Raw genomic sequence first — 24,822 nt, 5'->3', positions numbered from 1 at the left:
GGCGCTACGGGTCCGTCAGTCAGAGCGGCTGATGATCAGACGAAGGCGTATTCGTACTCTTCCATCTCTTCCCAGTCATCAGAAGCCAGTTCCAGCCCCTCGAAGATGACCTCTTCACCCACCTTGTCGACGATGCAACGCAGCGAAGGGAACAGGAAGTGGTTCTCCTCAGCGTATTGAGCGCTGAACAAACCCTTCTCCCCCCAGAAGAAGCGGTCGGTGGTGTGCTCGTTACGACGGACGAACAGCAGGGCCGGAGGCACAAGGCCACCCTCAGCGATGAAACGGCGAGCAGCCGTCACAGGCTTGTGTTCACCGGTTTCCAGATTGAAGGTGGGCACATGCGCGAGAACACGCTGGCCAGCGAGGCGACGACGACTGATCCGCTTGCGCTTCTTTGACATGAGAGAAAGGCTCCCGTGGACGGGAGTGAAGAGAGAGGACGGGGGAGCGCTGAACATCCGAGCTGTTGCTCACAGCCCTTCAGTGACCACCTCGCGACAAGCGTCGGCAATCATCAGCACAGGAATCAAGGGATCCAGGGTCACCGGATCGCGTATGGACTCACTCCATGGCTCACGTCGACATGACATCGACGTCAACAGGGGATACATCAACCTCTGCTGTAACCTCGGTTGAGCGCAAAGCGCAACCTCAATTGGAGCAACGAAGAAGCACGGCCGCCCGAAGGGTGTGCTTGTTGTCGTTCATCTGATCTTAAGACTTTTTCCCAAATTGGCAAGCAGGTCGGATCAGCTGCCGGCCAGTCGTCTGTATTCAGCAACACGGTTCCGCCGATGCATCTCTCCGATCGGTTTCTGGAACTCGCGCAGCAGCAACTGGAATTCCTCGCCGCTGATGCTGACCTGGCACGACTGGCCCTTTATGTCACCGAACGGGATCAGCAGGAGACGCCCACGCTGACTCTTGTGGCGCAATGGCCGCACAACAAGACACTGCCCCCAGCGATTTCGGATGATCCCAGCCTGCGCAGCGCAGCACCGGAACGCCGCTGGTACCCACTGCGCCACGACCAGAACCTGTTGGGCGTCTTGCGTGCCGAGCAACATCCATCGCCCAATCCCCAGAGCCATGAGGCCCCGCGTCTTCAGGCATGCGCAGACACTCTCGCGTGCATCCTTGGCCTCGAACTGGAACGCCGTCGTCTGCACGACCAGCTGGATCAGCAACGCAATCAACTGAATCTGGTGGTGCACCAGCTGCGAAACCCACTGACGGCCCTGCGGACCTACGCCCAGCTGTTGCTGCGTCGTCTCGGGCCAGACGATCAGCACCGTTCACTGGTGGAAAGCCTGATGCAGGAACAGGCCCAGCTCAACCTTTACCTGCAGTCTCTCGATCGCATCGGCCAGGCGGATCCACGCCTCGGAGCAGACAACGCCACACCGCTGCTGCTTCCACCCGTGCCAGCGGATGCTCCTGATCTCACCGTCTCGGACCTGTTGTCTCCGCTGATTCAGAGGGCATCAGCCACCGCAACCCTGCAGAGCCGACCCTGGCATGGGCCATCGCAATGGCCCGATTGGACGCAGGCACCCCGCGCCGCAGCCGATGCCGTGGTGGCGGAAATCGTTGCCAACCTGCTGGAAAACGCTTTCCGCTACAGCCCAGCGGGGTGCGCGCTGGGCCTGACGCTGCTCGATCACGGCATCTGCATCTGGGATGCAGGACCGGCCATCCCGGACGAGGAACGAGAACGGATTTTCGCGCAAGGGGAGCGGGGCAGCAGCAGCACCGATCGACCGGGATCCGGCCTTGGCCTTGCCCTGGCGCGACAGCTGGCAGAGAACCTTGGCGGCTCGCTCACACTGCAGACCACTCCGAAAACACTGGATCCGACCCTGCCGGCCATGGGCAACGCCTTTGTGCTCAGGCTGCCGCGGTCATCCAAGGCAACAACACCGCCATGAGGAGCAGGACCAGGGTTTCCGTCACCATCAGGCTGGCGCCATAGGTGTCTCCGGTGTGCCCCCCCAGGCGACGCCCCAGCCATTCCGCCACCAACACGGCAACGCCCAGAGCCAGCAGCACCACGACAACCAGCAGCGGCAGCAGACCTGGCTGAAGCATTAGGGCCATCACCATCACCACCGCCAGCAACAGCAGTGTTGGCCAACCTTCCCGCAGCCCGCGGTGATGGCGGCGATGAAACGCAGCCGTTCCCTCACTGCGCAGATAACGGAAGCGCGCCATCGCCCAGAGCGGCGCAACCCGCCCCGCCACGGCAGCCAGGATCAACACCGCCGGCGCCGTCGCGTCCAAGCGCATGAGGGCCGCGAACTGCAGCAGCAGCACCATCACCAGGGCCTGCACACCACTGGCGCCGACGCGACTGTCATCCATCGCCTCCAGCACCCGAGTCGCTCCCGCGGCCAGACCATCCGCCGTGTCCATCAGGCCATCGAGATGCAGTCCCCCGGTGAGCCATAAACCGAAGGCCAACACGACCGGCGCCACCGAGAGCACATTCCAGCCCAGAGCCGTGAGCAGAAGCCAGAGACCGGCCATCAATCCGCCGATGACAGCACCAATCCAGGGGGCAAACCGTGCGATGCGCTCAAAGCGGGGCGCCGGCCAGATCCAGCCGGGCAGGACGGTGTAGAAGACCCAGGCACCGGCCAGATCACGCAGCCAGGAAGGAGAGCTCAACCGCAGGACGTCGACCGCACGGGGATGCGCTCACCGTAGGTTCAGACCTTGGTTGGAGAGGCGGGTGTTCGACTTCACAATCACGGATCAATGCCAGCGCACGGCGGCGCGCTGCGGCAGCTTCACCACGCCCCACGGCACCGTCACCACACCACGCTTCATGCCCGTGGGCACCCTGGCCACGGTGAAGGGCGTGACCACGGATCAGCTCGCCGCCACGGGCGCTCAGATGGTGCTGTCCAACACGTATCACCTGCATCTCCAACCGGGAGAAGCAGTGGTGGAAGCCGCTGGGGGACTGCACCGCTTCATGAACTGGGACGGACCGATGCTTACCGATTCCGGTGGTTTCCAGGTGTTCAGCCTTGGCGACCTCAATCGGATTGACGACCACGGCGTGGACTTCCGCAACCCCCGTGATGGCAGCCGCATCCTGCTCACACCCGAACGCTCAATGGAGATTCAGATGGCGCTCGGGGCGGATGTGGCCATGGCCTTCGACCAGTGCCCCCCTTATCCGGCCACAGAAAACGATGTGGAGGAAGCAAGCCGTCGCACCCACGCATGGCTTGAGCGCTGCGCGCAGGCGCACCATCGCGATGATCAGGCTCTATTCGGCATTGTTCAGGGCGGTTGCTTCCCCCACCTGCGCGAACGCAGCGCCCGCGCCGTCGCCAGCTTTGATCTCCCGGGCATCGCCATCGGCGGCGTCAGCGTCGGCGAGCCTGTGGAGGAGATGCACAAGATCGTGCGCCAGGTGACGCCGCTGCTTCCGGATGATCGCCCCCGATACCTGATGGGGATCGGCACGCTTCGGGAGATGAGCGTGGCTGTCGCCAACGGCATTGATCTGTTCGACTGCGTGCTGCCCACGCGGCTGGGTCGACACGGCACCGCCATGGTGGGCGGAGAACGCTGGAACCTGCGCAATGCCCGGTTCCGCCATGACCACTCGCCACTGGATCCAACCTGTCCCTGCCCGGCCTGCAGCCAGCACAGCCGCGCCTATCTGCATCACCTAATTCGCAGCGAGGAGTTGCTGGGGCTGACCCTGCTCAGCCTGCATAACCTCACCCATCTGATCCGCTTCACCACGGCGATGGCCCAGGCGATTCAGGACGGCTGTTTTTCAGAGGATTTCGCTCCCTGGGAGGAGACCTCTCCTGCTCATCACACGTGGTAGCGTCCGCACACTGACTGTTTATTGCCGGGATGGCTGCACTTTCCCTCGATCTGCTGGCCCAGCTTCCTGAGGCTTATCAAGCTTTCGGTCCGCTGATCGACATCCTGCCGATCATCCCTGTGTTCTTCCTGCTTCTGGCCTTCGTGTGGCAGGCCTCGGTCGGCTTCCGTTAAAGCCCTCAGCTGCGCCGTTCTCCACGGCGCAGCACTGTCCAGACAAAACGAGGTAGCACCAGGTACCGGCGCCAGCGGCTCGGTTCCTGAACGAGGCGATACAGCCACTCCAACCGGAGTCGACTGGTCCATTCGGGAGCCCGTTGCTTCAGACCGGACCAGACGTCGAAACTGCCTCCAACACCCATCCAGAGTCCTGGCAACCCCTGACGCTGGCTGCAGGACCAAAATTCCTGTCTGGGTACCCCGAGTGCCACCAACACAAGATCGGGCCTGAGGCTTTTTAGCCGTGCTTCCAACAAAGGCCAGTCCGAAGGCTGCTGATAGCCGTTTTCAGCAAATACAAGTTTCAGATCAGGCAACTGGACGCTGAGTCGATCCAGCAGACGCTCCATCACATCAGGGGAAGCGCCTACCAGCGCAACACGCCAGCCATGGGCAGCGGCATAGGTAAGTAATGACCAGGCCAGCTCAATCCCTGGACTGCGGCGCACCTTCACGCCCTGCCGTCCCAGAGCCCAGACCACGCCGGCTCCATCCGGCACCACAAGATCCGCAGCCTCAATGACAGCACCCAAATCGCTGTCGCGACGGGCATTCATCGTCATCTCAGCATTGAGGGTGACGATCTGACCACCACCATCGCTGTGCAGACCGATGGCAGCGGCGAACACATCCCGGCAGACATCAATGGGGATGCCGAGCACGCGGCACCGGCGCTGATCGCGCGGACCAGTGGTGATTGGTTCCATCCAGGGATCGCCTGCAAGAGAGAATCTAGGTCTGGTCGCGCTTGACGCCATGGTTCTGTCGCAGCCGACAGCTGAAGACCAAGCCCAACAACTGGAGCGGCTAAACAAACTGGATCAGGCGATCGAGGCCGTGGTGCTGCAGCGCCAGAACCCGATCAGCGGACTGCTGCCAGCCAGCACAGCCCACACCGTGCATGGCAATTACGGCGATGCCTGGGTCCGGGACTGCGTCTATTCGATTCAATGTGTGTGGGGCCTGGCAAAGGCGCATCACCGGATGAAAGGCCCCTGCCAGCGCAGCTGGGAGCTGGAGCAGCGCGTGGTGGACCTGATGCGCGGATTACTCAACGCGATGATGCGCCAGGCCGGGAAGGTGGAGCGCTTCAAGCGCAGCCTGGATCCACTCGATGCCTTGCATGCCAAATACGACAGCGCCAGCGGGGAGCCCGTGGTTCCGGATGACGGCTGGGGACATCTGCAGATCGATGCCACGTCCCTGTTCCTGCTGCAGCTGGCTCAACTGACCCGCAGCGGCCTCACCCTGATCCACAACCGGCACGAAGCGGCCTTTGTTCAGAACCTGGTGTACTACGTGTCCCGGGCTTACCGGGTGCCGGACTACGGCATCTGGGAACGGGGCGACAAGGGCAATCACGGGCTGCCGGAGCGCAATGCCAGCTCCATCGGCATGGCCAAAGCAGCGCTCGAAGCCCTCGATGGCATCGACCTCTACGGCGAACACGGCGATGGCAGCACCCAAGTCCTGATCCCCCATGGCGCCGTCGTGCGTCTGCGACGGGCCCTCCAGGGCCTGCTGCCAAGGGAATCCGCCAGCAAAGAAGTCGACAGCGCCTGCCTCTCGGTGATCGGCTATCCGGCCTGGGCTGTGGAGGACCCAGGCCTGATTGAGCGCACCAGCGCACGCATCCGGCGTGAACTCGGCGGCGCTTACGGCTACAAGCGCTTCCGCCGCGACGGCCATCAGACCGTGGTGGAGGACATCAGCCGTTTGCACTACGAACGGGATGAACTGGCCAAGTTCGAAGGGATCGAATCGGAATGGCCCCTGTTCCTGGCCTACGAATTGATGACTGCCTGCTGCGAGCAGCGCTGGGACGAAGCCAGGCAATGGCGGCAGCGCCTGGAGGCGCTCCAGGTGGACCGCGATGGGCAGCGCCTCTTCCCTGAGCTGTATCTCGTTCCTGAAGAGCTGCTGGCCTTGGAACGACGCAACCCCGGCAGCCAACGGCGTGTCGCCAATGAGAACGTTCCGCTGCTCTGGACCCAGAGCCTGGCCTGGCTTGGAGAGATGCTCCTGGAGGGGTTGATCGAAGCCGAGGATCTTGACCCGTGCGGGCGGCGACATCAGGGGTCTCTGGGAAGCCCTGCCGTGCTGGTGGCGCTGGTTCCCGCTGACGCGGTCGTCGCCCAGCGACTGCAGAGCCTGGGGCTGCCTGTGAGTGAGCCCAACCATGCGGGCCTGAAGGTGCTGCCCTCCGATGCCCTGAGGGAGCGGCTGGAATATGTCGGCGCTGATGCCGCACTCGGCCTTACAGGGCACCCACCACTGAGACCTGAAACCACCGTCACAGCCCGCCTGTATCGCCAAGGCGACCAGACTCTCGGGTTCTTACCCGCCGTGTTGGAGGAAGGGACCTTCTTCCTGAGCCATGACCCACGTCATCTCGTGGACACGGTCGTCAACGAACTGCATCTGCTGCAACGGCACTGGCAAGGTCCTGGCGCACCACTGCTGCTGATTCCCGTGCAGGCCGCTCTACTGGAACGCAGCAGCAGACTGCTGCTGGAGCTGACCGCGCGGCTGCAGAGCGGCTGCGTGGAAGGGGTGACCGTGCAGTTCGGCGACCTGGAGACCCTGGCTCAGCAAGCCCAGTGGCAGAAGCTACCCGCTGAGCTTGACCGTTTCAGCCCGACTGCCGAAGGCCAGGCTGCGGAGCTGCTGCAGGACTCCACCGACTTGAGCGACCTCACGGCAGCGCAGGAACAAGAACTGGACGACGTCCCGCTGAAGGAGCTGCGACGCAGGCTTTGGAGCAGCCACTCCCTCCGGGAACAGGCGGAGGTGCTGGAACTGCTCACCCGTCGGTTGGGGCATCAGGCCATCCTCACGAGCCCGCAAGGCGCGCCTGTGGAGCTGAACACGCTTGTGGAGGAGATTTACCGGCGCGGACTGAAGCAGGAGGACTGGAACGTGGCGCGCCGCTGCGCCGGCGCCATCGGTCTGATCCATCCACAGCTGGAAGATGCCGTGATCGATCTCCTCAGCCGCCAGAAACAGGTGGTGGTGGGGCGCAACTACACCAGCGACTCACGGCTGGTCAGTCCTATCTCCAGCCAAGCCATCGCCGCTCTGATTGATCGCACCTGCGGCATCGACAGCCGGGAACGGATGTTGCAGCAGGAGCTGCTGCTGGCCCTCGACGGCATCGCGCGACGCGAGCCCGACATGATCAGAGGATCTCTGACATTCCAGCTCGGTCAGCTACTGCTGTTGCTGACCTCAGAGCTGGCCAGTGAACGCCAGCTCAGCCAGGACGAAGCCTTTGAGGCCCTTTGTGATGAACCACCTCACCAGATCAGTCTGCGCTTGCGAACGGTGCTGGCAGACGTCGATCACGCCCGGGCAGCCCTACAACGCCGCGAGCTGCTTCACCTAAGCGGACAGGTGCAATGGAACATCCCGGAACCCCTGGACGAACGCCCTGGCGGTAGCAACTGGTTGCAGCACCGCATTCGTCTTGGATCTCTGCAACAGGTCCCCAAGGAGTTCTACGCCGGGATTTGGTCACTCCTCCACCACTGCCGCGGCCTGGTGATTGGCGACAAGCTGGAACGCCGCAACCGACTCACCAGTGCTTTGCTGCTGGAAAAAACGCCTGGAGAGCGAAACTTCGCCATTCAGGTGGAGCACCTGCTCAGCCGCATCGGGGCTCCGGAATATCGCCAGCTCTGCACCGAGAGCCTGCTCTCGTTGATGGCCTTCGCCACAGCAAATCCGAGCATGCGCTTCGACGACGACATCGCCCTGGATGTGGTGATAGGACACGCCGTGCGTGTGGGCTGGCGAGACACCCATCCCGAGCAGCCGACAGAGGACTACCCCCTCCATAAGGCAACGGCATGGGAGCAGTTCTATCGATCTTCCCCAGCGGAATGCCGCCAGTGGCAGATCCAGGCGCTAAGAGAGCTCGCCGAACAAGCAGGGCTGAACTGACGGATCCAGATCAGATCGGGGACTGAATCGGAACGCCGACGCCAGGTTGCTCAACAGCCTGTTCGATCAGATCAGCCAGCTTCAACGCTCGCGACGCTTGCTGGCCATCCACAGCTGGAGTCTCGCGGCCTCTGACGCACTGGAGAAAATGCTCCAACTCTGCATACAACGGCTCGATGGAGGTGGTGCTCACCTCCTCGATGAATCCGTCGTTGCGATAGAGCAGCTCTCCGTGATCCGCGGAGTACCACTCATGGGCCCTGCGATGAATGTGCAGGTTGTGGTTGAGGAAATCGGTTTCCACCAGGCTTGAGCGGCAATGCGCACTGAGGGTGCGGATCTTGCGGTGACTCATCTTGCTGGCCGTGAGGCTGGCCACCACACCGTTCTCAAAACCGAGGGTCGCGTTGACGTAGTCGATCGGCCCCTCAGCGCTGCGACCTCCAGCCGCAGCCAAATGCACCACCGACGAACCGGCGAGTTCGAGCACGAGATCCAGGTCGTGAATCATCAGGTCGAGCACCACCGACACGTCATTGGCACGATCAGCGTGAGGACTGTGACGCCGGGCTTCGAGCACCACCACTTCCTCATTGGCCACCACCTTGGTGAGTTCACGGAAGGCAGGGTTGAAGCGCTCGATGTGTCCGACCTGGAGCAGCCTGCCGACACGACTGGCAGCCTCGCTAAGTGCTGCGGCTTCCTCCTGGCTGGCGGCGATCGGCTTTTCGATCAGGACATGCAATCCCGCTTCAAGGCAGGCCAGACCCACCGGGTGATGCAGAAGCGTCGGCACCGCGATGCACACCGCCTCCACCTCACTGAGCATGTCGCGGTAGTCAGCGAACCAGCGGCATCCGAATTGTTCGGTGGCCAAGGAACCACGTTGCGCATCCGGGTCAGCGACACCGACCAGCTCCGCGTCCTTGAGAAGACTGAGCACACGGGCGTGATGCCAGCCCATATTGCCAATCCCGATCACACCGACCTTCACCGGAACCATGGGGTCGGTCATCAGTGCGGCTGCGCGAACCGGCTGATTATCGGTGATCGCTGCGAAACCCAGCGGTTTACGTCGCGCCCTGTTCCCGATTGTGAGGATCCAGAGGCGCTTCGGGTTCCTCTGTTTGCACGAGATAGACCCGCGCAATTCTCGGACCGGCCATCGACACGATCTCGAACTGAAGGCCTCCGTGACTGAGGGCCTCGCCAGGAGAAGGAATGTGCTGAAGGCGTTCCAGCAGGAAGCCAGCCAGCGTGTGATGGTCGTCGGCTTCCGGCAGATCCAGCTGCAACTGCCGGTTCAGTTCGACAATTTCGAGATCCCCAGCCACTGACCAGGTTCCCGGCTGCTCCGCCACTGGCAGCAAGTCGGGTTCATCCGTTTCATCTTCGGGTTCATCGCCGACGATCTCGCCAGTGAGGTCCGCAGCCGTGACCAAACCCTCGGTGCCACCATGCTCATCCACCACGAGCAGGAAGGGATGTCCTGACTGGATGATCGCGAGCAGATCTGCGAGATTGCTGGTCTCAGACACGGTCTCCACCGGGGTGAGATAGGGCTCCAGCCATGAGTCCTCACGCAACTCACCTCGGGCAATGGGTTCGGCCAGATGGCGCAGATCCAGCACGCCGCGCACATCATCCAGCGACTGACCGATCACTGGGAATCGGGCGTGACGCGTGCGGTGGACCGCTTCCATCAACTCCGCGAAGCGCACTTCCACAGGCAGCGTGACCATGCCCGAGCGCGGCACCATCACTTCCCGCACCTGGGTGTCTCGCAGAGCGAAAACCCCTTCGAGGATGTTGCGTTCATCGGGCTTGAGACCGGTCACAGCTCCGCTTTCGATGAGCGTCTCCAGCTCACCCGCTGTCAGGGCAGGCACCGGTTGATCCCAGCGTTGGTTCAGCCCGGCCAAACGCAGCAGCAACGCAGCCAATGCATCCAGAGCCGAGAGCACGGGGCGCATCACCCGGATCGCACCCTCCAGCACAGGGCCGAGTTGCAGGGCGGCCATTTCTGGACGGCTGAGCACCCAGGCCCTGGGCAACAATCCAGCCACCAGCGTCGCCAGCACGACCAGCAACAGAAACCAGACCAGGTCCCACCAGCGTCCGGAGGGCATCCCCAGGGGCCACCAGCGCTGACCGAAGCCTCGACCAATCCAGCCCAGAGCCACCAGGGACAGGCAGGCTCCGAACTGGGTCATCAGCAGTGCGATGCGCAGCCGCCGCTGCAGGCGCTGCACCGACTGTGCGCCGGGGCGACCCTCTTCCGTGAGCTCCTGCACCTGGCTAGGACGCAGACGCAGCAGCGCCACCTCTGCCGCTGCGAACAGAGCCGGAAGAACCAGCAGCGCGATCAGCAGCAGGGTGCGCATCAATCCAATGTGATGGGGGTCGCGGGGATCGAACCCGCCTTAGGCGAATTATGAGTTCGCTGCATTCACCAGATTGCTAGACCCCCCTTGGTCGGTGGTCTTACCACAGGGCACGCACCGGCGGGAAGGTGGTGTCAGCTGTTGCTCTCTCCGGAACAGAGGGCCGAGCGTCATCCGCAAGGCTGCCGTCAAAGCCGTTGAAGATGTCCACGGTGCGCCAGGGCACAGGGTCGCTCTGCTCTTCGAGCAAAACTGCATACGTGTTCTCAAGCGCCGTGCCATCCCAGATGATCGTCTGATCGGGGAAGCCGAAACCCATGAATCGGTTGCCCTGAACGCCTCCCACTGCGATCCCGAGCACATCGGTGACCTGATGCAACAGGTCAACGCCACTGGCGAAGGGAGCGGTCCAGGTATAGAAACGCTCCTCAACCAGAGCAGTCGTGGACTGCACCGGTGCGCAACGGGTCACCTCCACCGGCATTCCAGGCTCCTGAGCAGGTGGAGGCGCTTCCAGGGTCGTTGAACAGATCACCGGCCGTGACTGCACAGCCGGGACTGCACCCAGCGTGAGCAACACCAGTAGCACTCCCAACCGTTGCCGATTCACAGGGGACCAGACACCACTGCGCGCAAACTAGGCAGAGGATCCGCTGTGCACCAGTCCCCATGTCCGATCGTTCCGACACGACCATGGACCGTGATGTCCTGCTCAACCGCCTGGCCCAAGAGGCCTATCGGCATGGACAGTTCACCCTCGCTTCCGGCCGCAGCAGCAACCATTACGTGAACTGCAAACCCGTGGCGCTCAGCGGCAGTGGCCTGGCGTTGCTCAGCCCCGCCATGCTGGCGCTGGTGGAAGCGGACGCCGCGGCCGTGGGCGGGCTGACCCTGGGAGCTGATCCTCTAGTGAGCGGTGTCGCCATGGCCGCCGCCCAACAGGGACGCGCCCTGGATGCACTGATCGTTCGCAAGGAAGCGAAGGGCCACGGCACCGGCGCCTGGCTCGAAGGCCCTTTGCCTGCAGCGGGGGCGCGGGTAACGGTGCTTGAGGACGTGGTCACCACAGGCGGGTCGTCCATCAAGGCTGTCAACCAACTCAAAGAGGCCGGCTACAGCGTGGAACGCGTGGTGACGATCGTCGACCGCGAGGAAGGCGGAGCCGAAGCGATGGAGGCCGCAGGACTTCAGTTGATGAGCCTGTTTCGCCTGAGCGAGATCGCGGCCCGCGCCGCAGAACTGACCCAGTGACGACAGCAATGCAAGCGATGGACAGCCTGATCTGGGACGCCACCTTCCCGCTCCTCCGACTCGAGGGCAGCGGCTGCGCCGGCTTTTTGCACGGCCAGACCAGCGCAAGCGTGAATAGTGCCAGCGAGGGCGAACTGATTCCGGCCTGCTGGCTGAATGCCACGGGCCGCGTGCAGGCTCTGCTGGAGATCCAACTGGATGACACAGGAGCCGATGTGCTGGTGCTGCACGGCAACCCCGAGCTCGTGACACAGGGTTTCGATCGGGTCATCTTTCCGGCCGACCGGGTGCGACTGGGCCCGATACGGGATCAGCGCCGGCTGCAGCGCCTTCAACAGGGACAGTTATCGGCAACAGAAGCGGTGCTTTGGCTGGATGACGGCGCAGAGCCCCCAGCGGCCTGGAATGAATCGACGTCGGCTTCAGCGCAGCAGCTGGAAGCCTGGCGACTGCGGGAGGGCTGGCCGCTGAGCGATGCGGAGCTCAACGGAGACACCAATCCCTTTGAACTGGGCCTAGCCCAGTGGGTGAAACTCGACAAAGGCTGTTACCTCGGTCAGGAGACCGTGGCCAAGCTCGCGTCCCGTGGTGGCGTGAAACAGCAACTGCGCAGCTGGCGCAGCACCACAGCCTTTGAGGAGCCTCGACTGAAGAGCGGCGACCGCTTGAGCCTGAACGCCGAGCGGGCCGGTGTGATCACCAGCGCAGCACGCAACCCGCAGTCAGGCCAATGGTTCGGTCTAGCCCTGGTGCGACGCCAGGCCCTTGATGCCGAGAGGCTGGAAGCCGGCGCCGAGGCGATCCCGATCACGCTTCAACGGCCCGGAGGGTTCTGTGATCCACCGATGGGGGACTGAAGAGAGCGATCTTGAGCCAACATCCAGGCGGCCACGGCCCAGGTGGCCATGCCGTCATCCCGGTTGTAGGTGAAGATCCAGCGCAAGGCTTGAACCGGTCCACGATCGCGACGACCGGTCCCTCGCCACTGCCTCCACCAGAGCAGAGCCCGAGCGCCATCCACCCCGACCTGGCTCCAGCGGAACCCCAGCCAATCCGCCACGGTTTTCAAGCCGTAGCTGTTGAGAGGCATCCGCCAGTGAAGGCGTAGGCGGGCGTGCACATCCACCAGTCGATGCCGCAACGCCTGTTGATCCGCCTCAGACACACCCTGGCGCTGCGCCATCTTGCGCAACGCCAGGGATTCCGTCTCCCCGTAGTGGAGCACCGGCCAATCGGGATAGTGGGCCAGGAAGCGACTGAGACGCTTCCAGCAACGGGCTTCACCATGCTCCTGCAGCACCAGCAAGGGGTGATAGGTGGCGCTATCCAGGGCCCAGCTGCCGTTCCCATCCCGAGACAGACGCACGAATCCATGCAGAAAGTCGTCGCGAGCATCCGGGTCGGATTCGATGTCATAGAGCAGCACCCCGGGAGCATCCACCAGTTCCGGCAGTGCGGGAGACGACGGGAGCAGGGACTCCACCTGTCCATCCCGTTGCGCCCGAGCCTGGGCCACCAGCGGTGCCGCCATAGCACCATGCTGTTCGCCGAAGTGCTTCAAGTGCGCTTCCAGTACGACTGGGTCCGCATCGGCCAGCGTCTTCAGGCTGTCGATACCGAGTTCAAGCAGCATGTCCCGGCGCTTGGCGCCGATGCCGCTGACCTCACTGAGGTGTCCCTCCCGACGGGCTTCGGCATTGCAGACACCCCGCCAACTGCAGAGGGTGCATTTGCGCCGATCAGCCGCCAATGGTGGAGGCGTAGGCCGTTCCAGGTCGGCCGCCAGCTTGCGCAGGGCTTCATCCAGCTGGCGCTGCAGGCTGTCACCTAAAGCAACCGTTTCCTTTTCCAAGCGCCGACCCGCTCCAGCGAGAGCCAAGCCATGGGTCACCGGAGCCTGCTGAAGATCCGACAGCAGCCGGGCGGAAAGTGCCAGCTGCAGGCGATGCTCGCGTGTAAGACGTCTCCCCTGGCGGGCCAGCACCGGCTTGTAGCTGTAATCACCCCATCGGCTCTGGCCTGACTGACGCTGTAACAACACCGGATGGGCTTCGAGACGGTGTCCATCCACGGTGAAACCCGTCAATCGCAGGCCAACCACCCCCGCATCACCGCGTGCACAGGCGTCGATGCCATGACCTGGCTTGCGCGGCAGCAAGGCCACGAAGCTGCGCTGCTGATCGTCGAGCTGAAGCGTCCTGTGGGCTGTGTAAACGCGCAGAGCGGGGTCACCATGGCGATCCAGCCAGGCGCGGCGGCGACAACGAGTCCAACTGCGCAGCAGTCTGTCGTTGAGTGGCTTGTCAACGGAAGGGGTGTCACCCATCCGCCGACGTTACGGCGGCCGGCTGCTAGATCCACATGCAGCACAGGCATCCCATGGCGTCGCCTCCCCTCCCTCTGGCTGCAGCACCCATCCGCTTCGGCACTGACGGATGGCGGGGAATCCTTGGTGTGGACATCACCGTGGAACGGCTGCTGCCCGTCGCGGCAGCCTCAGCGCAGGAGCTCGCTTATCAGGCACCGGCAGGACTGAAGAGCCGCACCGTGGTGATCGGCTATGACCGTCGCTTCCTGGCACCGGAACTGGCCGAAGCGATTGCATCCGCCGTCCGCGGAGTCGGCCTCACACCCCTACTGACCAGCTCAGCCGTTCCAACCCCAGCCTGCAGCTGGACTGTGGTGGAACGCCAGGCCCTCGGGGCCCTGGTGATCACCGCCAGCCACAACCCACCGGAATGGCTTGGCTTGAAGATCAAGGGTCCGTTTGGGGGGTCGGTCGAGGGCGACTTCACCGCAGCCGTGGAAGAGCGACTGGCCGCTGGAGCGGTCAGCGTCCCAGTCGCCGGCGAACTGGAACGCTTCGATGGCCGCAGCGAGCACCTCGAAGGCCTGCGTCGCAAACTTGATTTGGAGGGGATCCGCGCAGGGCTGAAATCGATGGGGCTGAGGGTGATTGTGGACCCGATGCACGGCTCCGCAGCCGGATGTGTGCAGGACCTGCTGGGCACCGACGTCGACGGTCTCGTGTCGGAGATCCGCAGCAACCGTGATCCCTTGTTCGGGGGCTGCCCTCCGGAGCCACTTGCACCTCACCTGAAGGAACTGATCGCAGCCGTGCAGGCCTGCAGCCAACGGGGCCAGCCCGCCGTGGGCCTGGTGTTCGACGGCGATGGCGACCGCATCGCCGCTGTGGACGAGCAAGGCAACTTCTGCAGCACCCAGCAGCTGATGCCCCTGCTGATCGATCACCTGGCAGGCACCCGCAACCTGCCGGGATCTGTGGTGAAAACCGTCAGTGGTTCCGATCTGATGCGCCTGGTGGCGGAGGACCTGGGCCGTGAGGTGCTGGAGCTGCCCGTCGGTTTCAAATACATCGCCTCGGAAATGCTGGCCGGAGAGGTGCTGATCGGCGGAGAGGAGTCCGGCGGCGTTGGCTTTGGCATGCACCTGCCGGAACGGGATGCCCTGTTTGCAGCAATGCTGGTGCTGGAAGCCTTGGTGCAGGGCGGTCAACCCCTGGGCGCACGGATGGAAGCGCTGCGCCAACGCTGCGGCGGCGCAAGCCATTACGACCGTCTCGATCTGCGATTGGCCGACATGGAGTCCCGCCGCCGCCTCGAATCGCTGCTGGCAACCACACCCCCTCAGGAGATCGCAGGCATGCCGGTGCAGGAGGTGATCACCACCGACGGCGTGAAACTGAGGCTGGGAGCCAGTTACTGGTTGATGCTGCGCTTCTCGGGCACCGAGCCGCTGCTGCGGCTCTACTGCGAAGCACCCGATGCTGACCGGGTGGCAGCAGTGCTGGCCTGGGCCCGCAGCTTTGCGGAGGCGGCCTGAGCATGAGCACGCGCACACTGGTCATCGCCAGCGGAAACCAGGGCAAGATCCGGGAATTCGAAGGACTGCTCAGCGATCTGCCCCTGCTGGTACGACCGCAACCTCAGGGTCTGGAGGTGGAGGAAACCGGCAGCACCTTTGCCGCCAACGCCCGGATCAAGGCGCTGGCCGTTGCTGCTGCAACAGGTGAATGGGCACTGGCGGATGACTCGGGCCTCAGTGTCGATGCCCTCGATGGGGCACCTGGGGTGCATTCGGCCCGCTACGCCCCAAGCGACCCGGAACGGATTGCGCGCTTGCTGAAGGCTCTGGGAGACCAGCAGGACCGCACGGCCCGCTTCTGCGCAGCGCTGTGCGTGGCGGCTCCCGATGGCACGGTTCTGCTTGAGGTGGAAGGCCGCTGTGAAGGACGCATCACCGAAACAGCGCGTGGCGACAAGGGATTTGGCTACGACCCGATTTTCGAAGTGAACGGCACCGGCCGTACCTTCGCTGAAATGTCACTGAAGGAGAAGAAAAGTCACGGCCATCGGGGGCGAGCCTTCACATTGCTGGAACCGCAACTGCGCCAACTGCTGAAGGCGAACTGATCCCACCCGACCAGGCGAATCGCAAGCCTGAACAAGACTCAGTCTGTACGGTGGAACTTGACGCTGACGAGGTCCATGGCCATCGCCATGACCACGGGTTACAGCGCGCAGACCGAAGGCGCTCTCCTCTGCATCGAAGCCGCCTCCGACTGGGCCCTGACTTGTGTGAATCAACTGGCTGTTACTGACAGCCATGTCCTGATCGATTACGGGGCTGCCGACGGTGGCACCGCAGTCGGGCTCTGGAATCAGGTGCTGGATCGCCTGCATGCCAACCAGCCCAAGGCCCACCTGACGCTGATCGGCAACGACCTGCCAAGCAACGACAACATTGCGTTGGCCAACAACCTGGCCCTGCAGATCCCCCGCGATCCGAAGCCAACCGTTTTGGTGAGTGCCCGCAGCTTCTACGAGCCCTCTGTAGCGCCGAACAGCGTGAGCTTCGGCTTCTCCGCCACGGCCATGCATTGGCTGAGCACCTCCCCTGGCCCCCTCGACAGCCACACCCATGTGCTGGCCTCCGGTGATGCCGACGCGCTCCAGCGCTTCACCACCCAGGCGATGCAGGATTGGACCCACATCCTTGAGCTGCGCAGCCGCGAGCTGAAGGTGGGCGGCCGACTACTGACCGTGAACCTCTCCCGTGACGAAGCGGGCCTTTATCTCGGCCATAACGGCGGCGAAACCCGCAACGTGCATGACCAGCTGCACCAGATTTGGCGTGGCATGGCGGACGAAGGCCTGATCAGCGAGGAGCAGTACCGCAACGGAACAGTTCTGAACTTCTACAAATCCCCTGAGGAGTTCATGGCTCCCTTGAAGGACACCAGCTCGGCGCCCTACCGCAATGGTCTGCGCCTTGTGGATGAGCGCACGGTTTACGTGAAATGCCCCTACCGCCGCCGCTGGAACGAAAACGGTGACACGGACGCTTTCGCCGCTGGGTTGATGGCGACGATCCGCAGCTGGAGCCGCCACAGCTTTGCCGGTGCCGCTGGCGAGGCCGCAGCAGACACCGTGTTCAAGCGCCTGCAGCAGCGCATCGCCGACGCTCCCAGCGAATGGAGTCTGGATTACGTCGAACACCACCAAATGATGGAGAAGGTGGCCTGATGAGCAGTGGCAAGACAGCAGCGCCGACGGTGTCGGTGCTGGCGGAACACGTCTCCGACCACCTCTCGGTGTTTGTAGTGGCGGAAGACACCGATGCCAAGCGACCCGCCAACGGGGGCCTGCGCCTTCTTAACTACCCCAGCGATGAGGCCTGCATCGCCGACGGACAGCGGCTGGCAGGGTTGATGACCCACAAACACGATCTTTACGGCACCGGTTTCGCCGGAGGCAAGATCGTGGCCCGGGCCGCTGAACCCGCTGCCGTGAAGGATGAGTTGATCAGCGTCACCGCCGAGCTGCTGGAGTCGCTTGATGGCGCCATGATCACAGGCTGCGATCTCAACACCAGCCTGGAGGACATGGAACGCCTGACGGCGCTCACCCCCCACGTGCTGGCAGCGGTCGGCAGCCCGGTGGACGCCAGTGCCGCCACCGCCCACGGCACCCTCGGCGCCGTGGAAGCTGTGCTGGAACAAGCGCTGAAGGACGCCAGCCCTGGCCGAGCCCTCGTGCATGGCTGCGGTGCGGTCGGCGGCACCGTGGCCCGGGATCTTGTTGACCATGGCTGGACGGTGTTCACCGTGGATGTCCACCGGGAACGCGCCGGCTTCGTCGGTGCGACCCCCCTGCCACTCGACTGCCCGTGGTGGGAGCTGAAACTGGATCTGCTGCTCCCCTGCTCTATTTCCGGGCTAATCACCACCGAGATCGCTTCAGCCCTGCGCGTGAAGTCTGTGGTTCCAGCAGCCAATGCTCCGTTTCAGACGCCTCAACTCGCCGATGATCTGCGTCGCCGTGGCATTCGCGTGCTGCCGGATCCGCTGGTGAATGCCGGTGCCGTGATTGCCGACTCCATCGAACGCTTCTCACCCGAAGCCTGGAAGCACGCCGGTGCAGAGGATGTCTACGCCTTTGTGCGCAGCGAAGTGCGGCAGCGGGCCAGTGACTATCTCAATCAACGCGAGCAAGGCTTATCCGTGGGGGCCGCCCTCGAGGAAGTGGCGGCTGAACGCGAACGCAAACCCATCGGACTGAGCTTCGGAGACGGCCAATGACCCCACCATCCCTTCCGACCCAAGCGGCGGTCGTCATCGTCGGCGGCGGCATGGCGGGCCTCAGCTGCGCTGCATCTCTGGCGCGCCGGGGCATCCGCGATGTGGTGCTGCTGGAAGCCCAGACCCTGGCCCACGCCAAGGCCAGCAGCTACGGCGAAACCCGGATGTTCCGGGAGATGTACTCCGACCCGGTGCTCTGCCGTCTAGCCCAGGAAGCCAATCGCCTCTGGCGCGAGGAAGAAAGCCACGCTGGCGCACAACTGAGGGAAACCCACGGCCTGCTCTTCTACGGCGAAAGCTGGGATGAAGAAACGATTGAGGGATCGATCCCCGGAGCCCGTCGGGTCATGGACGATCAGGGCATTCCCTACGAAGCCCTCGATGCCGACCAGATCGCTGCCCGCTTCCCGCTGAAGCCGAAGGCGGGCTTCACCGGACTGTTCGAACCCACCGCCGGTGCCGTGCGCAGCGACAAGGTGGTGAGCCACTGGATCAACACCGCTCGCAACGCCGGCCATCAGCTGATCGAGCACTGCCCCGTGGCGGGCCTCGATCCCGATGGCGGTGGCGTCACCTTGGAAAGCGGCGCACACATCGCCGCCGGACAGCTGGTGGTGGCCTGCGGGATCTGGAGCCAGCTGTTGCTGGCCCCCCTGGGGTTGGCTCCCAAGCTGGAGGTGTGGCCGATGCTCTGGGCCCATTACACCGTCGACCCGGCGCTGGCCGATCGGTACCCGCAGTGGTTCTGCTTCCAGCAGGAACGCGGCGATGACGGTGGTCTTTACTACGGCTTCCCAGTGCTCAGCCACACAGCAGATGGCCGCCCAAGGATCAAGGCCGGCATCGACTGGGCCCCGCAGGAGCTGCGCGTCGCCGAACCCAACGCCATGGTCACCGAGCCACCAGCACGCCTGGTGGAACTGCTCGACACCTTCCTGTTCAACGAACTGGAGGGCGTGCAGGAGCGGGTGGAGACCGTGATCAGCCCGTACTCGATGGCCAGCGACGTGAACTTCGTTCTCGACCGGCTCACCCCGAAGCTGAGTCTGTTCGCCGGAGGCTCTGGCCAGGCCTTCAAGTTCGCTCCCCTGATCGGTGATTCGCTGGCACGGTTCGCCAGCGGCGAACAACCCGCCGTCGATCTCTCCTGCTGGAGCCACCAACGCGACGCCGTCCGCGCCTGACCCCTCACCCCTCAACCGATGCCTGACATCCCCACGAGCCAGCGCTCCTGGTGGCGCCAGCCCCCCCTCTGGGTCGGCGCCATTCCTCTGCTGATCTTTCTGCTGGTGTCGGCCATCGACCTGGCCCTGGCCAAACAGTTCACCGACAACGGCAAAGCCGTGATCAGTGATGCCCTTGGCGGGGTCTGGCAATGGATGGTGGTGCTGCTTTTTCTGATCGCACTATTCCTTGCCATCAGCCCGATCGGAACACTCCGGCTCGGCGGAGCGGACGCCAAACCAAGCCTCAAATTCTTTGATTGGTGCGCGGTGCTGATCTGCACCCTGCTAGCGGGGGGTGGTGTGTTCTGGTCGGCAGCCGAACCGCTGTATCACTTCCAGACGCCATCACCGGTGTTCGCAGGGGTCGAGGGCAGTACAGCCGCGGCAGTGGATCCCGCCCTGGCGGTGAGTTTTCTGCACTGGGGCTTTCTGGCGTGGGCCCTGGTGGCCACCACCACCACAATCACCTTTTCAATCCAGGAGCGACGCGGTGAACCCCTGCGTCCCCGCACCCTGTTGGTGAACATCGTGCCGCGCCGCTGGGTGGATGGTCCGCTCGGTCACCTTGCGGATGGGTTGTCGGTGGTGGCGGCGATCGCCGGCACCGTCGGCCCCCTGGGATTCCTGTCCCTGCAACTGAGCAACGCCGCAGGGCAACTGCCCTGGCTGACCGACAGCGCTGGGCTGCAATCTCTCGTGGTGGTGCTGCTGACGGCCGTCTTTGCGAGCTCCACCGTCAGCGGCATTCAGAAAGGCATCAAGTGGCTGTCGGAGCTCAACGTGTGGCTCACGCTGGCCATGGCGGCAGGCCTGCTGCTGCTGGGCCCGGGTCTCTGGCTGATCCAGCACTTCCTCAGCGGCTTTGTCACCTACCTGATCCATCTGCCGCAGATGGCCCTCACACCAAATGCCGTGCCGGCGAACTGGGTGAACAGCTGGACGGTGTTCTATTGGGGGTGGTTTCTCGGCTATGCGCCGCTGATGGGGCTGTTCACCGCCGGCGTCAGCCGCGGCCGCAGCATCCGTGAACTGGTGCTGGCGGTGGCCATTCTCTGCCCGATCGTGACCAACCTGTGGTTCACCCTGCTGGGTGGCACGGGACTGTATCTGGAGTTAGCCGGAGGTGGCATCGGTGACGCGCTGGCTCAGAACGGCGCTGCCGCTGCCCTGCTCACCATCCTCAGTCAGTTGCCCCTTGCGGGTGTTCTGATCCCCATCGGCCTTTTGCTGGTGGTGCTGTTCATGTGCACCAGCGCCGATTCGATGAGTTATGCCGCGGCCATGGTGGTGAGCGGCCGCAAGCAACCACCGGCACTGCTGCGGCTGTTCTGGGCCTTGATGATCGGCAGCCTCACCCTGGTGCTGCTGCGCATCGGCACGGGCCTGGGGGACAGCACCTCCATCGATGCCCTGCAGGCCTTCATCGTGATCGCCGCAGTGCCCGTCACCCCGCTGGTGCTGTGCACGCTCTGGACGGCGCCCCGCCTGGCCTGGAAGGAATGGCGCCATCGCTAACCCGAACAGCACGAGCGCTCCGGAGTGGCCAGAGCATCAGCGCAGGCAGTAATCCAGAGCCAGATTGATCGTTCCAGTGGGCAATGGAGCCTCGTCCGGTTTGAAGCGAGAGGAGGCATCAGCAGCCATCGCCAATACGCGAACCGGAGGCCTGCTGCGCTGATCAATCCGCAGCAGCGACGCGCGGCGAAGCCCCAGCGCGGATGCGGTGCGGTCGGCCTGGCGCTGACCGCGCTCCAAGGCACGCTTCAGCAAACGCTCCTCAAGTGCCTCCTGTCCGCTGGAGGACGCCAGCGATGTCATGCCCTGCAGCCGCACCCCTGGCAAGCGACCGGCCCGTTGAATCAAGGCGTCATAGTCGCCGCGGCTGACCTGGCCGCTGATCGTCGTCGCAGCCCGATAACGGCTCGCTGAAGCGGCCGATCCGATCGGGAAAGTGCTGGGCGCGGGCACTACCAAGCTGTCTTGCACCAACGGGGTGAGAGCCTGGCGCAGCACATCAAGTCGAGCATTGAGCTGATCCAGCGCAGCCGCAGCGCTGGCGGCCTCAGCCTCCAAGCGCAGGTTGAAGCGGAAGCGTTCCGAGCGGGCCTGTCCTCGCTCCTGAACCATCAGCTGCAGCAATGTGCCACGACACTGAGGACCTTGACTCTCTGCTTGCACGGAAGGGGGAACAACGACTCCCGCCAGCAGTGACGTCATCACAGCCAGACAGGGAACAGAGACAAACCTGGAACGCATCAGCAGAACAGGGATCAGAGCCACGACCGATGTCTAGATCCGCTCGCGCGTCAAGAGGTGACTGGCCCATGACTGATCACCGCCAAGTGATCACCGGATCCATCCGTCAGCTGGCGGACACCCAACTGCCATGCAAGCCATGGGGGATGGCCAGAGGCAGCTCCAGCACAGCCAGTTCTTGCAGATCGGCCGCATCAAGGATCACAAGATCGGAGCCTTCCCGCTCACCGTTCCAGACCAGTTCCAGCACCCATCCGTCGTCTTCGGTGGTGGCACCGGGCCTGGGGACCATCAGCGGCTCACTCACAAACCCATGCGGTGCCGCACTCCAGATCTGACGCTCACCGGTGCTGAGATCCAGCTTCTTGATCACCTGCAAGGGATCATTGCCCTGAGCGCGCGCCGCTGCAGCCATCCAGGCAAACCGACAGGGCAGACCTTCCCGCTCCGGGTTCACCATGGCGAACTCACAGCAGCGCTCGCTGAGGCGCTTGGTCTCCACCGTGCCGCGATCGAGATGGATGCGGCACTGCTCCAGCAGACCTTCGGGGATCAGGTCAAAATCGACGGCCGCGAAATCCACGTCTGGGCCAATGGAGGGGAAATCGCTGTAGTAGATGCTTTCCACCACCACATCACCGTCCTCTTCCCATGCGTTGAGGTGATGGAACACGAACCCGTCAGGAGCATCGATGATGCGAGGCGCTTGCCCTGCAAACGCGCCGCTGTCACGGGGAATCAACCAGAACTTGGCCTGACCGTTGGGATTCGAGCGGAGACACTGGGCAGCACCTTTTTCACCGAGCACGAACGGAAGGGGGTTGAAGTCGATCGCGTTCTGAAGAAACACCGCCCAGTTGGGCGTGATCGCGAAATCATGCAAAAAGGCGAAACCGCCGAACGTGTCGCGGCGGTCATTGAGCAGGTCACCGGCCTTGATCCCTGCAGCAGCATCATCCTCTGTGGAGAATTCCATCAGCCGGATGGTGCTGCGCGGCCCGGTGTTCACACCGAAGGTGACCATGCGGGGACGGTCGTGGTGACCTGGATCGAAGCGGGGATGAGCACTGAACGCCTCCCCTTTCTTCAGCACACCCCCCAGCAGGCAGATCCCGTGAGTCTCCAGGCTGTGCGGGTCAAGCGCATGCGGTTCGGCCGCCTCCCAGAGAGCCAGGAGCTGATCGCCGAGCTGCACCACACCGGTGTTGGCGATGTTCTTCAGACGCAGGTCAAAGGCATTGGCCAGACGACCACCCGGCTTCTGGCTGCCGAACACACCGCGGTAGAGCACCTTGCCAGCAGCTTCTTCCGCCTGCCAGCCAGCGGTGCGCACGAAGCGGTTGGTGAGCGACACACCATCTGCGTCGAAACGCAGAGCCGTGATCATGCCGTCCCCGTCAAAGGGGTGGTGCACACGCTGACCGGCGCGTTCCAGACGACCGGGGCCGTTGCGGTACAGCGTTCCCAGAAGCTCCGCAGGCACCGTGCCCCGAGCGGCCTTGACCGGCACGGCGGTGAGCTCATCCTCCACATTGCGGAATGCGCTGGCCCACTCCGCTCGTTGGAAGCGTTCAGCAGCAGGAGCAACGGTCACGGAGTGATGGCAGAGGCCTCCATCCTCTCGTAACGGACTGTGAAGCGCGGATGCCGATCAGCTGGCACCCGCCTGCTCCAGCACTCCCTTGCTGCTGGGAACAGCACCGGCACGACGCGGATCCAGTTCCGTCGCCAGTCGCAAGGCCCGAGCAAAGGCCTTGAAACAGGCCTCCACGATGTGATGCGAGTTGGCACCATCCAATTGACGGATGTGCAGCGTCAGTCCGCTGTTGTTGACCACGGCAACAAAAAACTCCTTCACCAGTTCGGTGTCGTAGGTGCCGATCTTCTGGCTGGGAATGCTCAGGCTGTAGCTGAGATGCGGACGACCGGAACAATCGAGCGCCACCTGCACCAGAGCCTCATCCAGGGGTGCCACGAAGTGGCCGAAGCGATGAATACCGCGACGGTCTCCAAGGGCTTGCGCCAGGGCCTGTCCCACGGCAATCCCCACATCTTCATTGGTGTGGTGATCATCGATGTGGGTGTCGCCCACCGCATTGATCTCCAGATCGATCAGGCCATGACTGCTGATCTGATGCAGCATGTGATCCAGGAACGGCACGCCGGTGCTGGCTTGGCACTGACCGGTGCCATCCAGCCCAAGCCGCACCTTCACATCGGTTTCACCGGTGACCCTGTGGATCTCACCTGTACGCATGCTGCCCAGCTCCAGCGGCGACGTGGATGAACCGATCATGCCGAGTCACATGCCGTTGATGCAGTAGCCCGCATCCACATAGATGGTCTGTCCGGAAATACCGCTGGAGAGATCACTGAGCAAGAAGGCAGCTGTGTTGCCCACTTCGGTCTGCGTGACGGTGCGACGCAACGGCGCCTTTTCTTCCACGTTGTGGATCATGTCGAGAATGCCGCCGATGGCCGAGCTGGCCAAAGTGCGGATCGGACCAGCACTGATCGCGTTGACACGCACCTGCTTGTCAGGGCCCAACTCAGCCGAGAGGTAGCGAACGGAAGCCTCAAGAGCGGCTTTCGCCACACCCATCACGTTGTAATTAGGGATCGCGCGCTCAGCACCCAGGTAAGTCAGGGTGACCACACCGGCCTTCTCGCTAAACAGCGGCTTGGCGTGACGGCACAGAGGCGCCAGGGAATAAGCACTGATCTCAAGGGCACGGGCAAACCCTTCAGCGGTGGTGGCGCTGTAATCGCCGATCAGCTCCTCTTTACCAGCGAAGGCCAGGCAGTGCACCAAACCATCCAGCACACCCCACTTCTCCTTAATTTCACTGAACACCGACTCCATCTGGGCCGCATCCTGAACATTCAGAGGTAGGAACAGAGAAGGCTCGAGAGGCGCGGTGAGTTCACGCACCTTGGCCTCGAAGCGACCTTTGTCATCGGGGAGATAGGTAATGCCCAGCTCGGCACCTGCGGCCCTGAGCTGCTGCGCGATGCCCCAGGCAATCGATCGGTTGTTGGCGATACCGGTAACGAGAATCTTCTTGCCCGTGAGATCGAGAAGCATCGGACC

Annotated in this window: 23 protein-coding genes and 1 tRNA gene; 12 read left to right on the top strand and 12 right to left on the bottom strand. The window is 63.4% G+C overall.

Annotation, left to right across the window (positions count from 1 at the left end):
• Positions 1-35 precede the first annotated feature (35 nt).
• Positions 36-404 carry a DUF3155 domain-containing protein gene (locus SynNOUM97013_RS01515; RefSeq protein WP_186480498.1) on the bottom strand — a complete coding sequence of 123 codons (369 nt, stop codon included), beginning with the start codon at positions 402-404 and terminating at the stop codon, positions 36-38.
• A 393-nt stretch (positions 405-797) separates the two neighbouring features.
• Here SynNOUM97013_RS01515 and SynNOUM97013_RS01510 point away from each other — a divergent pair, with 393 nt between their 5' ends.
• On the top strand, positions 798-1,931 hold the full coding sequence (locus SynNOUM97013_RS01510) for a sensor histidine kinase KdpD (RefSeq protein ID WP_186480497.1): 1,134 nt from the start codon (positions 798-800) through the stop codon (positions 1,929-1,931).
• Here the strand turns inward: SynNOUM97013_RS01510 and cobS are convergent.
• The gene (cobS, locus tag SynNOUM97013_RS01505; RefSeq protein WP_186480496.1) at positions 1,891-2,670 is read right to left on the bottom strand and encodes an adenosylcobinamide-GDP ribazoletransferase; all 780 of its coding nucleotides are present in this window, start codon (positions 2,668-2,670) and stop codon (positions 1,891-1,893) included. The two genes, SynNOUM97013_RS01510 and cobS, sit on opposite strands and share 41 nt — an antisense overlap.
• 64 nt (positions 2,671-2,734) lie before the next feature.
• Between cobS and tgt the strand changes: the two genes are divergently transcribed.
• Positions 2,735-3,853, top strand: a complete 1,119-nt coding sequence (tgt, locus tag SynNOUM97013_RS01500) for a tRNA guanosine(34) transglycosylase Tgt (protein WP_186480495.1) — start codon at positions 2,735-2,737, stop codon at positions 3,851-3,853.
• 29 nt (positions 3,854-3,882) lie between these two features.
• On the top strand, positions 3,883-4,026 hold the full coding sequence (locus tag SynNOUM97013_RS01495; RefSeq protein ID WP_186469963.1) for a photosystem II reaction center protein K: 144 nt from the start codon (positions 3,883-3,885) through the stop codon (positions 4,024-4,026).
• Between the two features lie 5 nt (positions 4,027-4,031).
• Here the strand turns inward: SynNOUM97013_RS01495 and SynNOUM97013_RS01490 are convergent, their stop codons facing one another.
• A complete protein-coding gene (locus SynNOUM97013_RS01490) occupies positions 4,032-4,778 on the bottom strand; it encodes a WecB/TagA/CpsF family glycosyltransferase (protein WP_186480494.1) in 747 nt (248 codons plus the stop codon).
• A gap of 49 nt (positions 4,779-4,827) precedes the next feature.
• On the opposite strand from SynNOUM97013_RS01490, the gene SynNOUM97013_RS01485 reads away from it, so the two are divergent.
• Positions 4,828-8,013 (top strand): glycoside hydrolase family 15 protein, encoded by a 3,186-nt coding sequence (locus tag SynNOUM97013_RS01485; protein WP_186480493.1) that lies wholly within the window; start codon positions 4,828-4,830, stop codon positions 8,011-8,013.
• A 10-nt stretch (positions 8,014-8,023) separates the two neighbouring features.
• Here the strand turns inward: SynNOUM97013_RS01485 and SynNOUM97013_RS01480 are convergent, their stop codons facing one another.
• From SynNOUM97013_RS01480 to SynNOUM97013_RS01465, 4 genes are all read right to left on the bottom strand, one after another.
• On the bottom strand, positions 8,024-9,028 hold the full coding sequence (locus SynNOUM97013_RS01480) for a Gfo/Idh/MocA family protein (protein ID WP_186480492.1): 1,005 nt from the start codon (positions 9,026-9,028) through the stop codon (positions 8,024-8,026).
• 55 nt (positions 9,029-9,083) lie between these two features.
• Positions 9,084-10,397 carry a hemolysin family protein gene (locus tag SynNOUM97013_RS01475; RefSeq protein ID WP_186480491.1) on the bottom strand — a complete coding sequence of 438 codons (1,314 nt, stop codon included), beginning with the start codon at positions 10,395-10,397 and terminating at the stop codon, positions 9,084-9,086.
• A gap of 13 nt (positions 10,398-10,410) precedes the next feature.
• Positions 10,411-10,483, bottom strand: a tRNA-Ile gene (locus tag SynNOUM97013_RS01470).
• 14 nt (positions 10,484-10,497) lie between these two features.
• Positions 10,498-11,007, bottom strand: coding sequence for an occludin/ELL family protein (locus tag SynNOUM97013_RS01465; protein ID WP_370586435.1), 510 nt, complete (start codon positions 11,005-11,007; stop codon positions 10,498-10,500).
• Positions 11,008-11,066: 59 nt separating this feature from the next.
• Between SynNOUM97013_RS01465 and pyrE the strand changes: the two genes are divergently transcribed.
• Both pyrE and SynNOUM97013_RS01455 read left to right on the top strand, forming a co-directional pair.
• Entirely contained in the window at positions 11,067-11,648 is a 582-nt protein-coding gene (gene pyrE, locus SynNOUM97013_RS01460) for an orotate phosphoribosyltransferase (protein WP_186480490.1), read from the top strand.
• 17 nt (positions 11,649-11,665) lie between these two features.
• Positions 11,666-12,505: a folate-binding protein YgfZ gene (locus SynNOUM97013_RS01455; protein ID WP_186480489.1), complete on the top strand. Its 840-nt coding sequence runs from the start codon at positions 11,666-11,668 to the stop codon at positions 12,503-12,505.
• On the opposite strand, the gene SynNOUM97013_RS01450 is transcribed toward SynNOUM97013_RS01455, so the two are convergent.
• On the bottom strand, positions 12,463-13,974 hold the full coding sequence (locus tag SynNOUM97013_RS01450) for a TM0106 family RecB-like putative nuclease (RefSeq protein ID WP_186480488.1): 1,512 nt from the start codon (positions 13,972-13,974) through the stop codon (positions 12,463-12,465). The genes SynNOUM97013_RS01455 and SynNOUM97013_RS01450 overlap by 43 nt on opposite strands.
• Positions 13,975-14,027: 53 nt before the next feature.
• Between SynNOUM97013_RS01450 and SynNOUM97013_RS01445 the strand changes: the two genes are divergently transcribed.
• The 6 genes from SynNOUM97013_RS01445 (at position 14,028) to SynNOUM97013_RS01420 (ending at position 20,990) form a co-directional block, all read left to right on the top strand.
• Complete coding sequence (locus SynNOUM97013_RS01445) at positions 14,028-15,491, top strand: phosphoglucomutase/phosphomannomutase family protein (protein WP_186480487.1); 1,464 nt, start codon at positions 14,028-14,030, stop codon at positions 15,489-15,491.
• Positions 15,492-15,493: 2 nt separating this feature from the next.
• Positions 15,494-16,081 carry an RdgB/HAM1 family non-canonical purine NTP pyrophosphatase gene (gene rdgB, locus SynNOUM97013_RS01440; protein ID WP_186480486.1) on the top strand — a complete coding sequence of 196 codons (588 nt, stop codon included), beginning with the start codon at positions 15,494-15,496 and terminating at the stop codon, positions 16,079-16,081.
• A gap of 75 nt (positions 16,082-16,156) precedes the next feature.
• Positions 16,157-17,194: an SAM-dependent methyltransferase gene (locus SynNOUM97013_RS01435; protein WP_186480485.1), complete on the top strand. Its 1,038-nt coding sequence runs from the start codon at positions 16,157-16,159 to the stop codon at positions 17,192-17,194.
• Positions 17,194-18,249: a Glu/Leu/Phe/Val dehydrogenase dimerization domain-containing protein gene (locus tag SynNOUM97013_RS01430; RefSeq protein ID WP_186480484.1), complete on the top strand. Its 1,056-nt coding sequence runs from the start codon at positions 17,194-17,196 to the stop codon at positions 18,247-18,249. Before SynNOUM97013_RS01435 ends, SynNOUM97013_RS01430 begins: the two co-directional genes overlap by 1 nt.
• Positions 18,246-19,433, top strand: a complete 1,188-nt coding sequence (locus SynNOUM97013_RS01425; protein ID WP_186480483.1) for an FAD-dependent oxidoreductase — start codon at positions 18,246-18,248, stop codon at positions 19,431-19,433. The genes SynNOUM97013_RS01430 and SynNOUM97013_RS01425 overlap by 4 nt, the downstream gene beginning before the upstream one ends.
• Positions 19,434-19,451: 18 nt before the next feature.
• On the top strand, positions 19,452-20,990 hold the full coding sequence (locus SynNOUM97013_RS01420) for a BCCT family transporter (protein WP_186480482.1): 1,539 nt from the start codon (positions 19,452-19,454) through the stop codon (positions 20,988-20,990).
• Between the two features lie 36 nt (positions 20,991-21,026).
• On the opposite strand, the gene SynNOUM97013_RS01415 is transcribed toward SynNOUM97013_RS01420, so the two are convergent.
• The 4 genes from SynNOUM97013_RS01415 to fabI form a co-directional block, all read right to left on the bottom strand.
• Complete coding sequence (locus SynNOUM97013_RS01415) at positions 21,027-21,731, bottom strand: SIMPL domain-containing protein (RefSeq protein WP_186480481.1); 705 nt, start codon at positions 21,729-21,731, stop codon at positions 21,027-21,029.
• A gap of 106 nt (positions 21,732-21,837) precedes the next feature.
• Positions 21,838-23,325, bottom strand: a complete 1,488-nt coding sequence (locus SynNOUM97013_RS01410) for a carotenoid oxygenase family protein (RefSeq protein ID WP_186480480.1) — start codon at positions 23,323-23,325, stop codon at positions 21,838-21,840.
• A 57-nt stretch (positions 23,326-23,382) separates the two neighbouring features.
• The gene (hisB, locus tag SynNOUM97013_RS01405) at positions 23,383-23,988 is read right to left on the bottom strand and encodes an imidazoleglycerol-phosphate dehydratase HisB (protein ID WP_186481349.1); all 606 of its coding nucleotides are present in this window, start codon (positions 23,986-23,988) and stop codon (positions 23,383-23,385) included.
• A 45-nt stretch (positions 23,989-24,033) separates the two neighbouring features.
• The gene (gene fabI, locus SynNOUM97013_RS01400) at positions 24,034-24,816 is read right to left on the bottom strand and encodes an enoyl-ACP reductase FabI (protein WP_186480479.1); all 783 of its coding nucleotides are present in this window, start codon (positions 24,814-24,816) and stop codon (positions 24,034-24,036) included.
• Positions 24,817-24,822: the final 6 nt, after the last annotated feature.

The sequence above is a fragment of the Synechococcus sp. NOUM97013 genome, assembly GCF_014279815.1.
GTDB lineage: Bacteria > Cyanobacteriota > Cyanobacteriia > PCC-6307 > Cyanobiaceae > Synechococcus_C.
The sequence above is the reverse complement of the archived record's forward strand: the minus strand, read 5'-3'. Positions and strand labels throughout refer to the sequence as shown.